Genomic DNA, 13,489 nt, shown 5'->3' on the forward strand with positions numbered 1-13,489 from the left:
ACTCAAAGAGCTTGTTGGTGGCTATTGGCCCGGTGTTCACCTCTTCCCATCCCGAACAGAGAAGTTAAGCCCGGAACCGCCGATGATACTTGGGTCAAACCTGGTAAAGTAGGTAGCCGCCACAATATTATTACAATCAATCCCATCTTCATAAGAGATGGGATTTTTTTGGTTTATGGACACCTCTTCCGCGGCGCGCAGTCCCACTCGGTCGCGACCCGGCCCGGCTACGCGACCCGGAACAGAGAAGTTAAGGGGCACGCCTAGTGCGCCCAGGTCAGCGTGACTCCGACCAGAACCGCCGATGATACCGCGCTGCGCAGGCTTGAACTAGCCGCTCCCGATCAAACCTGGTAAAGTAGGTCGGGCCGCGTAGGTAGCCGCCACAATACTATTACAAAATAAGAAAAAGACCATCTCGAAAGGATGGTCTTTTTTTATGCCGTTTATCGCTTCACACCTTCGTGGCCGGGTGGCAAGCCACGGATCTCATAAACTTGTGGAAAGGATAGGATTTTTTAGGTTTGTGTTTTAACCGAACCTATTTACTTTGGAGGGTTTCCCTGCCTATCATTCAGTTCCTTTTAACAAATTCATTCTATAAAATTTGTAATTCAAACTGATCGCTCTAAATGCCAGTGTCTGCGATGCGCATATTGATTAGAATAAGACATGGTAGAATAATCCAGAAAAAAATAATAAACTTTCGAAAGCCTCTTTAGAACAATTAGAGAAGTTTTTCTTTATATCTAAGCCCAGTTGGCTATATACTACCGAATGAAAAGTAGTTGACAGTGATTGGATTGTGTTAGCTAATGTAATGCGGATCAGCTGTGAGTTTTCATAATAAACAACCGAAACCCCCTTTATCGTAATGCTACCGAAAAAAACCGGTTGGTCAACGTGTAATAAACCATTTTCACGTGCAATGGTTGTCTTTAGGAACATTGCAGGAAAAATCTTCATAAAACACCTATGAAAAACGTTGGATCATGAAAATGACGACATTCAGCAGACAAATGTTTCTATTTTAATTCTCAAACAGAAATATAAACAACCGCTTACTGGGAACAATAAATGATACCGGTAAACATGCGCTCTCAAAAGGGCCAAATACAAAGAAGTTAACTACTATTTGAGTATTTTTTCGACCTAAAAACATTTAACCTGGCATTGGATCTCAGTCATAACTTCACAAAAACACCTGAAAAGAATTTACTTATCTACTCTGGCTAGCCAAGTGGAACGCCGATGCGGTAGTATGAATGTTCAATTGTGATGAAACTTTGGAGCTGTTAATTTCGAATGATCTTGAAAATCATTTTATTTGATCCTCTGACATTATATTCTATTGGTTGATTATGTGCAGTGAAACGGCCGTTGATCCTATCCCAGGTTCGTGAAATATTCAATCCCTAGCCGTTAAAAATTTTCACGTATGAAATTATAATATTCGTTGTCATTGAAATTCTCTGGGACTAAATAAAGGCTGTAAATGCTTATTTATTACTGAGATTATATTGGGCCTTTATTACTTTTGAAATTATTAGTTAAGGGCTATATTAAAAAATACAGATAAAAGCTACTAAAATAGTTCCCAATGTCTTTTTGTAAAGGAGCCGATTGATCATTGGTTACTTACTGATGAATTCAGATGTTATATCTGTAACAAAATTGCCGTTATTATATTAATTTTCGCAAGTCAAGGAGAAATTAATTCTGATTATATGCAGTCTGTAAAAGAATTACGGGTAAGGTATTGGATTTATCTGGATGGCAATAAGTTTTTCGGTCTTGGCCGTGCTCAATTGCTTAAGCATATTGATGAATCCGGATCCATTGCGAATGCGGCGAAAGCTATGGGTATGTCCTATAAAAAGGCTTGGGCTATGGTGGATGATATGAATTCAAAATCGAAAGATCCGTACGTAATAGCGAAAAAGGGAGGTAAAAGTGGGGGAGGAACGGAGCTTACCGAAGCAGGCAAAAGGATTTTGAGAGCCTACGACAGTCTAAACGCTAAACTTGCCGCGGTTGTGGAGAGTGAATTGGAAATTTTAAATTTAATGTAATTTAGTTTCCAACTGTCAGTTTTGATTGATTTCGGCCATAATGGTATCGTGAGCTTGAAATAACTCAGTTTTTACAATAGTAACATCAACGCCGGCAAGTTTCTTCCGGGCTATTTTTTGGGAATACAGATGCATAAATGCAGGAATAAAAAGAGTAATTGCTGCCAAAATCTGAACTGCAATTCTACCGGCGTATCCAAAGCTGAAAATTTCCGGCCTGAATGGCTCAATAAAGTATACCAGCAGTACTTGAAATACAAATACTTGTAACGAATGACGGCCTAAAAATGCAAGTGATTTTATGTGGGGAAAGTATTTGAATCTTATTGCATAATCGATAATGTAAGCGATTATAAATACATTCAATAGCCTGAAAATTTGTAAACTGGGTTTGTTAGAATTGTACAGAATTATTTGAAACATATCTCTATCTGCTCCTTTATAATATCGGATAAAGGCAAGAATTATGAAAATAATTAAAGCGGGGAAAAGAATTTTTCTGGACTTTGGAACAATTTCCTTCCCAATAGCACGGGAATATCCAAAATAACAGCCTGCTATAAAAAGTATTTGCCAGGAAAAAGGATTAAAAAAACCTGAATTCAAACTGAAAGGATTGGAAAACCTTGCACTAACATACTGAAATTGACTTACAAGCCATAGTAAAAGGCTAAGTGATAAAATCAGCGTTGTTTTTTGATTTACAAAAGCTTTTAATGCCAGAAAACCGATTGGAATAAACAGAATATACAAAGGCAAAATATCCAGATGTTCAGGTTGGAATAGCAAAAGCGCATATGCAAACAGGGCTTTTTGAGGTTTTTCGGCAAAAGTCGCTAATCCATTAAATTGCCATTGTTTAAGAAAAGGAACATTTATAAAATACGGAATCAGAAGTATTAAAAGAAGTGTCAAGTGATACCAATAAATTTTCAGAGATCGCTTGTAGAGAGTAGGAAAAGTTACACATTGTCCCCGTATTAATCTTTTACCATAAACAAGGCACAATATATAACCTGATAAAAAGACAAAACCTTCTGCTGCTGAAACGAAACTCATAGGTTGAAAAGTAAGGACACATAGCGGTCCTCCGATATGATTTATTGTTATCATTACTAATAATATTCCCCTTAAAACATCCAATGAATTGTCTCGTTTAGTCATGTAAGGTGTTTATCTTAATTATTTATCTGATCCAATTTGGATAAATTGAATACTAATAAAATTACGCAGTGCTTCGTAATTGTGTTGCGATGAAATTTTAAAATAACTTAATAAGTATACAGAAGTATACTTTTACTATCGTTTTATCGACAAATCTTAAATTTTTCTAAAAATTTGGAGGTTTTCTGAACATTACTCATTTTTCTAAATTTATTTTTGGAAGTAGGATATTCCAAAAATAAACCTCTGAAACTAGCTTTTAAGCTACTTTCAGAGGTTTACAAAATCTTTTAACTATAATCTATAAACTGATGGTTGCGCCTGTATGCATTAAGGAACGTATCGCGTGCATAATTCCTTCGGTATCAAACCCGCACTCGTGATGTAATTCAGCAGGTTCGCCATGTTCAACAAGTGAATCCGGAATTCCTAGTCGTTTAACACGGGCATTGTATCCGTTATCAATCATAAATTCCAATACAGCACTTCCAAAGCCTCCTTGTAAACAACCATCTTCCACAGTAATTACGCGGTCATAAAGATTGAAAATTTCGTGAAGCATATTTTCATCCAGAGGTTTTACAAAACGCATATCATAATGCGCAACATCTATACCTTCTTTTTCGAGAATCGAATGCGCATCCACAACATAATTTCCTACAGGTCCTAATGTCAAAATCGCTATATCAGTACCGTCTTTAATTTTCCGACCTTTTCCTATTTTTATTTCTTCAAAAGGCGTTTGCCATTGAGGCATCACACCGTTTCCGCGAGGATATCGTATTGTAAATGCCTGGCTGCCCTTTTGGATTATATCAAGTTGTGCAGTGTACATCAGATTACGCAACTCCTGCTCATTCATAGGTGAAGAAACGATCATATTGGGTATACAACGCATAAATGCAATGTCATAAGCACCATGATGCGTTGGCCCGTCAGCTCCTACCAAACCGGCCCTGTCCAGACAGAATATAACAGGAAGTTCCTGCATACATACATCGTGAACTACCTGATCGTAGGATCGCTGCATGAAAGTGGAATAAATATTACAATAAACCACTTCGCCCCTTGTAGCCATTCCGGCAGAGAACGTCACCGCATGTTGCTCGGCAATTCCTACATCGAAAGCTCTGTCGGGCATTGCCTTCATCATAATATTCAAAGAAGATCCTGACGGCATAGCAGGTGTAACGCCAACGATTTTGGAATTTTTTTCTGCTAATTCTACTAATGTATTTCCAAATACATCCTGGTATTTAGGAGGTTGTGGGGTATCATAAACTTTTTTCTTGATCTCTCCTGTAATTTTATCAAAGACTCCAGGTGCGTGCCATTTAGTCTGATCCTTTTCAGCAGGCCCGTATCCTTTTCCTTTTACAGTCAAACAATGTAAAATTTTAGGTCCCGGAATACTTTTCAGGTCATTCAAAACTTCTGTTAAATGACCGATATCATTACCATCAATCGGGCCAAAATAACGTAAACCCAGCGATTCAAAAAGATTGCTCTGACGAAGAATTGCGGTTTTCATCATTGTTTCAACTTTTGAAACAACTTCCTGCGCACTCTTTCCAAAATTGCTCATCTTTCCGAGCATATTCCAGACTTCGTCTCTAAGTTTATTGTAGGTATGAGAAGTGGTAATATCCGTCAGATATTCTTTTAATGCACCAACATTCGGGTCGATGGCCATGCAATTATCATTCAGGATAATCAACAAATTGGAATCTGTTGCTCCCGCATGATTCATTCCTTCAAAAGCCAAACCGGCTGTCATAGCACCATCGCCAATGATCGCAATATGCTGGCGATCGTGATGATTTTGCAGTGCAGACGCCACAGCCATACCCAGCGCAGAAGAAATTGAGGTAGACGAATGACCTACGCCAAAGGCATCATACATGCTTTCCTTTCGTTTTGGAAATCCTGAAAGCCCGCCATAAGTCCGGTTTGAATGAAAATTATCCCGGCGTCCGGTTAATATTTTATGGCCATAAGCCTGATGTCCCACATCCCACACAAGCTGGTCGTCGGGTGTATTAAATACGTAATGAAGTGCTACTGTTAATTCAACCACACCAAGACTCGCGCCAAAATGACCTCCATAAACGGAAACATTATCAATGATATACTGACGTAACTCGTTACAAACCTGGGGAAGTTGAGTACGGTCGAGCTTTCTTAAATCCTCGGGAGAATCAATCTTGGCAAGTAGTTTTCCTGGTGTAATAAGCATATAGAAAGCTATTGAAAATCAAATTTTGGTAATCGGCCTGAACCTAATAACATGCGCAAAATTAAACAAATAGATGATGACTACTGCTTTTTATTTTTGCTGACTAGCTTTGAACAGTTTTTGCTTTTCTTCTTTGGTAAGGCTCTCGTATCCTGACTTAGAAATTTTATCCAAAATAGTATCAATTTCATTTTGGTCTGGCATTTCTATGGTTGACGAGGTAGATGACGAAGAATATACGCTGGTACTTCTGTATACCTGTCTTTCACGGTACGTCACCTGCATCGAAGGACGTCTGCGGAAAAGCCCAGTCCATCCGTTCATAATAGCGTAGATAGGTTTACCCAGGTCGGTACCGTTTTGCAACAATTTGATAAAAATATACCCAACCAATGCACCACCTAAATGTGCTAAATTGCCTCCTGCGTTAGGTCCAACGGTTTGTGCAAGTGATAATATGATATAGAAAAGTGCTATAAACTTGATACGTATAGGACCTAAAAATATCAGGTTGAAAGTATAATTAGGAAGTAATGTAGAAGCGCCGACTGCAACAGAAAATGCAGCTGCGGAAGCACCCAGCATGGTTGAACTTTCTACCTGAGTCTGGAAAAAAGGAAGCAGATTATAAATAAGCATATAGATCATCCCACCTGCAATTCCACCTAAAAAATAAAGGGCAACGACACGTTTTGCTCCAAGATATTCGTCAATCAGTTTACCAAACCAATACAAGAACATCATATTGAACAAAATATGGAAAATATCTTCGTGTGTGAAGAAATACGTAATGAGTGTCCAAGGCTTTCGGATAAACTCATGGGGAGATGCCGGAAGCTCAAGTGCATCAATAATCCAGCTATAAATATTGGATGACTGACTAAGTGTAAAAATGATTTTTACCAATAGCAATACCAGAAAAACGGCCGTATTAATTAAAATAATTTTTACGAGCGAATTCTCCGATTTCTCAAATTCTCTCTTGATGTCGTCAACAATATTGCTCATCTTCTTCTTTCAATAAAAATTTTGTCTTTGTGTGCCCCAATAACGCAACAATATATATGCAAATAGCATTCCTCCAACGTGTGCAAAATGCGCAACATTATCAGATTGTGCATTTTGTATCCCTGAATACAGTTCATATAATCCGTAACACGCAACAAAGTATTTCGCCTTGATCGGAAACGGAATAAAGAGCATAAAAAGCTCCGTGTTTGGAAACAACATTCCAAACGCCATTAAAATCCCAAAAATTGCACCCGACGCACCCACCATAGGTGTGCCAATGCTTGCCTGATATACGCTTTTAACTGCGACAATACTATTTTGAATATACGAAGGATTGGTAGGATTTTCTTCAAAAGCATTAAAAAAATCAAGATTGGCCTGATAAAAACCTTTTGCATGATGACTCATAAAGTCAACAAGGCCGTCCGGGGTTGGATATTGAACGTAAACCTGCACTGATTTAAGTAGTTGCGCATTTTCATAATACCCGATTCCAGAGAAAAGAAGTCCCGCGCCAATCCCTGTAAAGAAGTAAAAAAACAGGAATTTTTTTGGTCCCCACATCCTTTCAAGCAAAGGCCCAAACATAAACAAACCGAACATATTACTAAATAAATGCCCGAAACCTCCATGTAAAAACATATAGGAAACAAATTGATAGGGCATAAAAGCAGGCGACAGAATTGGCATCAATGCAAATCTGTTGCTGATTGGTAAGATATATGCGTCAACAATAAAAAACAGAACATTCAGGATCAGTAAATTTCTAACCGTCGGCGTTATTTGTAACATTCTAATTCAAAATCAAAAGTTTGTAATCTATAACTCTTTAAGAAATATTTTCGTTTCCTTATCCCTTAAAGATACTGCTTAACTTATCCATCGTCAATAAAACGATAATTGCTTCGCCACTCGGCGTCCTGTTTGGATCGGTTGAGGCAAAAAGCTGGTCTATCAAAGTATGAATTTCCAGAAATGAAAGTTTCACCGCATAACGAACCGAAAACCGGCGGGCCAAAGCGCGGGATAAACTTTCAGGTTTATTCAATTTCAAGTCTGAATAGCTTTGTTTCAATTGTTCTACCAGTTCTTCAAAAAGATCCTGTTCGCTTTCTTCTGGCAAATCGGCCGGAATACCGCGGATAATTAATTCGTTCGCACCAAATTCATCAAACTCAAAACCAAGGCTTCTGATTTCTTTTTTTGTTTCATTCACCAGCTGCATATCCGAATGTGTGAGACGGATTGTTTTTGGGAATAAAAGCTGCTGACACGCTCCGTTACGGTTTGTAAGCATTTTACGATATCGTTCGTATAAGATACGTTCATAAGCCGCTTTTTGATCGATGAGCATAATTCCATCTTTTACCTGCGAAAGAATATACCGGTTGTGAAGCTGAAATAACACCGCATCACTTTCTGGTGCAGAAATCACTTCCGATGCCATCCGGTTCACTTTGCTGGCAATGGTCATCGGCTGTTCCTGATAGGAAGTTGGCCGGGAAACCGTTGTGGAATTCATTTCAAAAGCAGCCAGTTCCCGACTTCTGTCGTCGGTATTTTGCAGTCCTTCAAATAATTTATTCCAATTGGTAAGGTTTGTTTTCGACGGACCATTTTCTGCATGTCTCGACTGTGCCGCCCAATCCGGCATAACCGTACGAGGAATACTATCATGATTTTGATCTGATTTCGATGGATTTAAGAAATTAATGTTATCCTCAAAATCAATCGATTGTGAAAGATTATAGACCCCAACGGCTTTTTTAACAGCTGCCATAATGATGGCGTAAACTGATCGCTCGTCGTCAAACTTAATTTCTGTTTTTGTCGGATGAATGTTGATGTCGATATGGGCAGGATCTATTTCAATAAACAAAACATAGAAGGGATGACTTCCTTCAGGAATTGTACCGTCAAATGCACTGGTTACTGCATGGTGCAGATAATTATGTTTGATATACCGGTCGTTAACAAAAAAGAATTGCTCGCCTCTGGTTTTCCGGGCAAATTCAGGTTTTCCGATATAACCTCTTACACTGATATAGGACGTATCTTCCTGACAAAAAGCAAGTTGTTCGCGGTAATTCCGCCCATAAATATCAATAATCCGACGAACCAGTTTTCCTGGAAGCAGATTAAAGACTTCGGTATCGTTGTGGTGTAATGTAAAACCAACCTCGGGATGCGCCAAAGCTATTCGTTGAAATTCGTCCAGAATATGGCGCATTTCCACTGAATTTGATTTCAGGAAATTTCTTCTTGCAGGAACGTTATAAAAAAGATTTTTAACACAAAGATTTGTTCCTGGCAAACAGGCAACGGATTCCTGTGTTTTTATTTCTGAGCCTTCAATTTTTATTAAGGTGCCTAGTTCATCTTCTGCTTTGCGGGTGCGCAATTCTACTTGTGCAATCGCCGCGATCGATGCCAGTGCCTCACCTCTGAATCCCATGGTACGTATCCGGAATAAGTCTTCGGACTGACGAATTTTCGAAGTGGCATGACGTTCAAAAGACATTCTTGCATCAGTCTCGGACATGCCCGATCCATCATCGATGATCTGAATAAGTGTACGGCCTGCTTCACGTAAAATAACCTGAATGTTACCAGCTTTGGCGTCTATGGCATTTTCCAGGAGTTCTTTCACAACAGATGCAGGGCGTTGGACAACTTCTCCGGCGGCGATCTGATTGGCTATGGAATCGGGTAATAATTGAATGATGTCGGAAGACGCCATATTTTATGATGTAGGTTTGCTTGACTATAACAAATTAACAAATTTTTTTCTACACGAAGGGTTATTTTGACAAGTAGCTGTAAACCTTAAAGTGCTTTATAAATAAAAGGCATAGAAATAATTACATTATTTGTTGAAATTTTTAATATTTAAGAAACGTTTAATTTCATGTTAACGTTGATTATTAGTAAATTATAGTTAATTTGTTAATCGAATTGTGAGCCAGTGTAACTAACCCGATCTTATGAAAGCACCCATTTTTAAAAAGTTCAATTTTGGCATGGCCCTACAATGGCTAATCTTTCTACCTGTGATATTGCCTCTTTGTATTATTTTCGGAGCAGTTCAGGGTGTTTTAAGCATGGTTGAGAAAATGGCTCAACGTATGTGGATTGACATGGAGCTTTAAGTCCATGCAATCAAATCTTTCAAGCTGTTTTTAAGCTGCAATCCATTTCGCACAACTATTGATGATATATACCAGGAAAATATAATTACTAACAAAAAAGCAAAGAGCTGTAAATTTAATTTACAGCTCTTTGCTTTTTCACCAGTCGTTATTTAAAATTTCCAGCGAACAAAAGCTTCCATCGCTTCGTATTCTGCAAGACCTAAATTGTTATACAACTTAGCAGTTCCCTGGTTGCGCTCCTCAGCACGTTGCCAGAATTCACGTGAATCTTCACCCTGGAATACCACACCGTCTTTTTGCGACTGGTGTTTGAAAATTCCCTGACGTTTTTTGAAAACCTGGTCCGGACTCATCGGAACTGCCATTTCGATTTCGTAAATATCCCACTCAGCCCAAGCTCCGCGGTATAACCATACCCAGCAATCCTTCATAAAGTTTTTATGTTTCGAGCGGCCTAGTGCAGCTACTATTGCATCCCAACATACTTTGTGCGTTCCGTGCGGATCGGCAAAGTCACCTGCTGCATAAATTTGATGCGGTTTGATTTCTTCAATCAGGTTTTCAATGATTTTGATATCTTCCTCGCCGATCGGGTTTTTTTGGACAGTACCTGTTTCATAGAAAGGCATATTCAGGAAGTGAGCATTAGCTGTTGGTATTCCAACAAAACGGCAAGTCGCTTTTGCTTCTCCACGACGTAACGTCCCTTTTACATGACGAATTTCCAAAGTATCAATTTCACTGTCTTTGGTATGTCTTAAAAAGTCTTTCGCATCGGTGAATATCTTCGTCGCTTCCGGACTATCGATTCCAAATTCTTTATTAAAGTCCACAACGAAATCGATAAAACGAAGGGCTTCATCATCGGCCACGGCAATGTTTCCGGAAGTTTGGTAAGCTACATGCACTTCATGTCCCTGATCAACCAGACGTTGGAAAGTACCACCCATCGAAATAATATCGTCATCCGGATGCGGACTGAAAATAAGCACACGTTTTTTGGCAGGTTGCGCACGTTCCGGACGGTTTGTATCATCGGCGTTCGCTTTTCCGCCGGGCCATCCTGTGATTGTATGTTGCAACTGATTGAAAACGTTGATATTGATTTCATAGCAGGCACCATATTGTGCGAGCAAATCACTCATACCATTATCGTTATAATCTTTATCTGTCAGTTTCAGAATTGGTTTTTTAAGGCTTTGAGATAAATGTGTCACAGCCTTTTTGATCATTTTATTATCCCAAACAACCGAATCAACAGCCCAAGGTGTTTTTACACGTGTCAATTCAGAAGCGGCACTTTCATCTAATATAAAAGCAACATCCGGGTGAGCCTGAAGATAGGATGCAGGATTGCGTTCCGTAACCGGCCCTTCAACGGCACCTTTAATTACCGAAGCTTTACGTTCACCCCATGCAAGCAAAACAATACGGCGAGCACTCAAAATTGGTGCAACCCCTAAGGTAATGGCCTTGCGAGGTACCTTATGCAGCCCACCAAATTCCATCGCAGCCGCAGCACGTGTAGAATGATCCAGCGTGATTAATCTTGTACGTGCATTGATTAATGAACCAGGCTCGTTAAAACCAACGTGGCCATTTCCACCAATTCCTAAAAGCTGGAAATCCAGTCCGCCAACTGCACTTATTTTATTTTCGTACGATGTGCAGTAATCGCGTACCATAGCTGCCGGAATTGTTCCGTCAGGCAGAAAATAATTTTCTTTTGGAATATCAACATGGTCGAACAATTGTTCTTTCATAAACCGGTGATAGCTATGAATAGAATCCGGTTCCATTTGATAATATTCATCCAGATTGAATGAAATAACATTTTTAAAGCTCAGGCCTTCTTCCTTATGCATTTTAACCAGTAGGGCATAAACTGTTTTTGGAGAAGATCCTGTGGCAAGGCCAAGTACACAGTTTTTACCTTCTTTTTGCTTTTGACGGATCAAGTCAGCGATTTCCTGTGCCACGGCATTGGAAGCATCTTTTGAATCAGCAAAAATCTGGGTAGGTATTTTTTCGTATGTAATAGGTTGTCCTACACTTCCGCCAGAGAGTGCGTTGTCCGCCGCCTGCATTAAAATTGTTTCCGGATTGAGAGATTGTTGGTCCATGTTTTTAATAAAAATGTGATTTTAATCAAGAGTTTAGTACGAAAAAAGAACAGTTGATTTGTTACAGTACTGACAGACAGTAAATTGATACCATGCCATATTTGCTGATTTCAATTACAACATAAGGTAATGATATAAATTTCGTCTACAAAATTACAACACAAAGTGAATATTATTAAAAAAATTTAAAAAATAACTTAGACTTAATACATTGGAGTGCTCGTACACGCAAGTTACAAAGGAGGAATTCAACATAAAGTATGTGTGAAAATTTCATAACCGAATAATCTATTGTATTTTTGTTGCTTGTTAAAAAAACATCACATCATTTCAAGAGAAATACCATGTCTACACTCACAAGCGTCGTACGTGATACCCAAATTTTTGACCTTATTAATAAGGAAAAACACCGTCAGGAATCAGGTATAGAGCTGATTGCTTCCGAAAATTTTACATCCAAGCAAGTGATGGAAGCGTCAGGAAGTGTGCTTACAAACAAGTATGCAGAAGGTCTTCCAGGCAAGCGTTACTACGGTGGCTGTGAAGTAGTCGATGAAATTGAACAAATTGCCATTGACCGTTTGAAAGAATTATTCGGTGCAACCTGGGCAAACGTTCAACCTCACTCGGGTGCTCAGGCAAATATGGCTGTTTTTGTAGCCTGTTTGAATCCTGGTGATAAAATCATGGGTTTCAACCTGGCACACGGTGGTCACCTTTCGCACGGATCTCCTGTTAACATTTCAGGTAAATATTTCCAACCGGTATTCTACGGTGTGGAAGCAGAAACGGGTCTTATCAACTGGGACAAAGTGGAGGAAACAGCTTTGAAAGAACGTCCGAAATTGTTGATCTGTGGTGCGTCTGCATATAGCCGTGACTGGGATTATGAAAGACTTCGTAACATTGCTGACCAAATCGGTGCTATTCTTTTGGCTGATATTTCTCACCCGGCTGCGCTTATTGCAAAAGGTTTGTTGAATGATCCAATGGGACATTGCCATATTGTTACCACAACTACACATAAAACATTACGCGGTCCTCGCGGTGGTGTAATTATGATGCGTGACGATTTTGAAAACCCTTTTGGTATCAAAACGCAAAAAGGACAAATTCGTACGATGTCATCTTTGCTTGATTCAGGCGTTTTCCCTGGAACACAAGGCGGACCGTTAGAACATATTATTGCTGCGAAAGCGGTTGCTTTTGGCGAAGCACTTAGCGAAGGATATTACAACTACGCTGTGCAGGTTGCCAAAAATGCGCAGGCAATGGCAAAAGCATTTGTTGAAAAAGGATACCAGATCATTTCAGGTGGAACAGACAATCACTTGATGCTGATCGATTTGCGTACTAAAAATGGTGTTGCATCGGGACTTACAGGAAAGCTTGCTGAAAATACTTTGATCAAGGCTGATATCACGATCAACAAAAATATGGTTCCTTTTGATGATAAATCGCCGATGGTAACGTCGGGTATGCGTTTGGGAACAGCTGCGATGACTTCCCGTGGTCTTCTTGAAACGGATATGGAGCGTATTGTTGATTTAATTGACACCGTTTTGATTAATCACGATCAGGATGCAAAAATTGCTGCCGTAAAACAGGAGATTAATAACTGGATGACAGAGTATCCGTTATATAGCTAAGATTCACTCTTTGTTAGAAGAATTTAACTGCGTAACGATACTGGAAATGTATGCGTTACGCAGTTTTCTTTTTGTTTGAAAA

General features: G+C 39.2%; 9 protein-coding genes and 1 rRNA gene. 4 read left to right on the forward strand and 6 right to left on the reverse strand.

What is annotated here, in order from left to right:
• The first annotated feature begins 13 nt into the window (after positions 1 to 13).
• Positions 14 to 125: ribosomal RNA gene (gene rrf / locus FZF08_RS09485) — 5S ribosomal RNA — on the forward strand.
• Between the two features lie 1,602 nt (positions 126 to 1,727).
• The gene (locus FZF08_RS09490) at positions 1,728 to 2,072 is read left to right on the forward strand and encodes a winged helix-turn-helix domain-containing protein (protein ID WP_159468416.1); all 345 of its coding nucleotides are present in this window, start codon (positions 1,728 to 1,730) and stop codon (positions 2,070 to 2,072) included.
• Positions 2,073 to 2,087: 15 nt separating this feature from the next.
• On the opposite strand, the gene opgC is transcribed toward FZF08_RS09490, so the two are convergent.
• From opgC to mutL, 5 genes are all read right to left on the reverse strand, one after another.
• Positions 2,088 to 3,236 carry an OpgC domain-containing protein gene (gene opgC, locus FZF08_RS09495; RefSeq protein WP_159468417.1) on the reverse strand — a complete coding sequence of 383 codons (1,149 nt, stop codon included), beginning with the start codon at positions 3,234 to 3,236 and terminating at the stop codon, positions 2,088 to 2,090.
• A 301-nt stretch (positions 3,237 to 3,537) separates the two neighbouring features.
• Positions 3,538 to 5,472: a 1-deoxy-D-xylulose-5-phosphate synthase gene (gene dxs / locus FZF08_RS09500; RefSeq protein ID WP_159468418.1), complete on the reverse strand. Its 1,935-nt coding sequence runs from the start codon at positions 5,470 to 5,472 to the stop codon at positions 3,538 to 3,540.
• 90 nt (positions 5,473 to 5,562) lie between these two features.
• Positions 5,563 to 6,480, reverse strand: coding sequence for a rhomboid family intramembrane serine protease (locus FZF08_RS09505; RefSeq protein WP_159468419.1), 918 nt, complete (start codon positions 6,478 to 6,480; stop codon positions 5,563 to 5,565).
• A 9-nt stretch (positions 6,481 to 6,489) separates the two neighbouring features.
• A complete protein-coding gene (locus FZF08_RS09510) occupies positions 6,490 to 7,275 on the reverse strand; it encodes a rhomboid family intramembrane serine protease (RefSeq protein ID WP_159468420.1) in 786 nt (261 codons plus the stop codon).
• Between the two features lie 58 nt (positions 7,276 to 7,333).
• Positions 7,334 to 9,223 (reverse strand): DNA mismatch repair endonuclease MutL, encoded by a 1,890-nt coding sequence (mutL, locus tag FZF08_RS09515; RefSeq protein WP_159468421.1) that lies wholly within the window; start codon positions 9,221 to 9,223, stop codon positions 7,334 to 7,336.
• Between the two features lie 244 nt (positions 9,224 to 9,467).
• Here mutL and FZF08_RS31550 point away from each other — a divergent pair, with 244 nt between their 5' ends.
• Positions 9,468 to 9,632, forward strand: coding sequence for a hypothetical protein (locus tag FZF08_RS31550; RefSeq protein ID WP_200837061.1), 165 nt, complete (start codon positions 9,468 to 9,470; stop codon positions 9,630 to 9,632).
• Between the two features lie 152 nt (positions 9,633 to 9,784).
• Here FZF08_RS31550 and nagB read toward each other — a convergent pair whose 3' ends face one another.
• The gene (gene nagB, locus FZF08_RS09520) at positions 9,785 to 11,722 is read right to left on the reverse strand and encodes a glucosamine-6-phosphate deaminase (protein ID WP_229216504.1); all 1,938 of its coding nucleotides are present in this window, start codon (positions 11,720 to 11,722) and stop codon (positions 9,785 to 9,787) included.
• Between the two features lie 380 nt (positions 11,723 to 12,102).
• On the opposite strand from nagB, the gene glyA reads away from it, so the two are divergent.
• Positions 12,103 to 13,407: a serine hydroxymethyltransferase gene (gene glyA / locus FZF08_RS09525; protein WP_159468423.1), complete on the forward strand. Its 1,305-nt coding sequence runs from the start codon at positions 12,103 to 12,105 to the stop codon at positions 13,405 to 13,407.
• Positions 13,408 to 13,489: the final 82 nt, after the last annotated feature.

Source organism: Dyadobacter sp. 3J3 (assembly GCF_009801115.1).
Classification (GTDB): Bacteria; Bacteroidota; Bacteroidia; order Cytophagales; family Spirosomataceae; genus Dyadobacter.